Below are 2,754 nucleotides of genomic sequence, written 5' to 3'. Positions count from 1 at the left end.
GCAGGCGGCGCTGCAGACCGATCTCGATCTCGCGCTGCACGCCCATCCAATCCACATCGGGGGCCTTGCCACCGCTGTTGCGCGAGAGCTGCTGCCAGCGGTTCTCGAGCACCCAGGTGATCTCGCGTTCGGCCCAGAGGCTGAGCTTGCGTGGATCAGCGGCCGTCACCACACCGCGCAAATTCACGCGGGGCGGAGCGGCCATCACGCCATCGGTGCTGATCACCGCCAGCATCGTGATCACGCCATCGTCGGCGAGCTGCTGACGTTCCTTGAGCACGCGGGCATCCACGATGCCGTTGCGGGAGGCATCGAGCAGCTCGATACCGGCCTTCACCGGCTCACCTTTGTTAATCGAATCGGAGGTGAGTTCAACCACATCACCGTTGTCGATGATCAGGATGTTCTCGGCGGGAATCCCCATGGATTGAGCCGTTTTGCTGTGGCACACGAGCATGCGGTGCTCACCGTGCACGGGCACGAAATACTTCGGCTTGGTGAGCGCCAGCATCAATTTCTGGTCTTCCTGGAAGCCATGGCCAGACACGTGAATGCCTTCGCCCTTGCCGTAGACAACCTTGGCGCCCAGCATCATCAGTCGGTCGATGGTGTTCACCACAGAAATGGTGTTACCCGGGATTGGGCTGGCGGAGAAAATGATCGTGTCGGTGGTCTTTACCTGCACCTGCGGGTGCTCGCCGCGGGAGATGCGGCTCAGTGCCGCCAGCGGCTCACCCTGGCTGCCGGTCATCAGCAGCAGCGTTTCGCGATCGGGCAGATCTCGGATCTGCTTGATCGGCACAAACAGATCATCCGGGGCACGCATATAGCCCAGCTCGCGCGCCTTGGCGATCACGTTGAGCATGGAGCGGCCGAGCAGGCCAACCTTGCGGCCGTTCTTGAGGGCCAGCTCGAGAATCATCGCCACGCGATGAATCGAACTGGCAAAGGTGGTGATGATCACCCGGCCTTCCGCCTGGGAGATGTGGCGATCCAGGCAGGGGAACACGGAGCGCTCCGGCGGGCAGAAGCCCGGCACCTCGGAGTTGGTGGAGTCGCTGAACAGGCACAGCACACCCTGCTCGCCGTAGTGGGCCAGGCGGGCCATGTCGAAGGTTTCGCCATCGACGGGGGTGTGATCGAACTTGAAGTCACCGGTGAAGATCACGGTGCCCACCGGAGTGGTGATGGCCAGCGAGAAGCTGTCGGCCATCGAGTGGGTGTTACGGATGAACTCCACCGAGAAGTGCTGACCCACCTTCACCACATCGCGCGGGGCGACGGTTTGAAGGATGGTGCGATCCATCACACCGGCTTCTTCCATCTTTCCGGTGAGCATCGCCAGCGCCAGGCGCGGGCCATGAATCACTGGGATATTGAAGTTCTTGAGGTGGTGAGCAATGCCACCGATGTGATCTTCATGACCGTGGGTCACGATCATGCCGCGGATGCGCTTCTGGTTTTCTTTCAGATAGCTGGTATCCGGCATCACCACATTGACGCCATGCATGCCATCGCTGGGAAATGCCAGACCGGCATCCACGAGCATGATGTCGTCGCCGTATTCAAAAACGCAGGTGTTCTTGCCGATCTCGTGAAGGCCACCGAGGGGGATGACCCGCAGACAGGGTTGTTTGGCTTGGTTCGTCATTCAGGAATGGGGGTCCGGCGCAGCCGGATGCAGAACAGAAACATCGATGGAGCAAACGCCGTGGCGTGCTCCGGTGGGCCTTGGCGTCAGGTGGGACGCAGGGCTGCCAGAACGGAAGTGAGTTGATCGCGCACGTCGTTAGAAGCGGATACGAGAGGAAGCCTTGGGGCACCCACGGGCCAGCCGCTGAGCTCAAGCGCGGCTTTCACGGGGATGGGGTTGGTGGTGCAGAACATCGCCTTGCACAGCGGCAGCAACTGCTCATGCAGCGCCAGGGCGGTGGCGTGATCGCCGGCCAGGAAGGCCTGCACCAGGCGTTGGATCTGATCGCCGGCCACATGGCTGGCCACGCTCACCACGCCCACGGCACCCACCGCCAGCATCGGCAGCAGCAGGGCATCATCGCCGCTGTAAATCGCCAGCCGTTCGCCGCAGAGGGCCCGCAGGGCACTCACCTCTTCGGTGGTGCCGCTGGCGGCCTTGAAGCTCACCAGGTTGGGCAGATCCATCAGCCGAGCGGTGGTCTCGGGGCTGATGCTGCAGCCGGTGCGGCCCGGGATGTTGTAGAGCATCAGCGGCAGGGCGGGAGCCGCGGCGGCCACAGCGCGGAAATGCGCTTCGAGGCCCTCCTGGGGCGGCTTGTTGTAGTAAGGAACCACCACCAGCGCACCATCGGCGCCGAGGGCCGCAGCCTCAGCGATCGCTTCCACGGCTTCAGCGGTGCAGTTGCTGCCAGTGCCCGCCAGCAGGCTGGCGCGCCCACCCACGGCCGCCTTCACGGCCGAGAACAGCTGGTGCTGCTCATCCCAGCTGAGGGTGGGCGACTCACCGGTGGTGCCACAAAGCACCAGGCCATCGGAACCGTGATCCACCAGATGGCTGGCCAGGCGCGCCGCCAGCTCCAGATCCACGGAGCCGTCAGCGGCAAAGGGAGTCACCATCGCGGTGATCACCCGACCAAAGGGAGCAGGGGAAGCAGCGCCGGGCTGCAGTGGCGCGGCCATCGTGCTCAAGCGACAGCACCTGCAGTGGCTGCTCCGGCAGCGGCGGCGGCGGCTGGATCCAGCAGCAGCTCGGCGATCTGGATCGCATTGAGCGCCGCA

2 protein-coding genes are annotated in these 2,754 nt (G+C 63.8%); both read right to left on the bottom strand.

What is annotated here, in order from left to right:
- A partial coding sequence (locus ACIQ2E_RS13945) for a ribonuclease J (protein ID WP_398331802.1) occupies window positions 1–1,651 on the bottom strand: 1,651 nt, incomplete at its 3' end.
- A gap of 86 nt (window positions 1,652–1,737) precedes the next feature.
- A complete protein-coding gene (dapA, locus tag ACIQ2E_RS13940; RefSeq protein ID WP_398331799.1) occupies window positions 1,738–2,655 on the bottom strand; it encodes a 4-hydroxy-tetrahydrodipicolinate synthase in 918 nt (305 codons plus the stop codon).
- Window positions 2,656–2,754: the final 99 nt, after the last annotated feature.

The organism is Vulcanococcus sp. (assembly GCF_044369115.1).
Classification (GTDB): domain Bacteria; phylum Cyanobacteriota; class Cyanobacteriia; order PCC-6307; family Cyanobiaceae; genus Vulcanococcus.
This window is presented reverse-complemented; position numbering and strand designations above follow the sequence as displayed.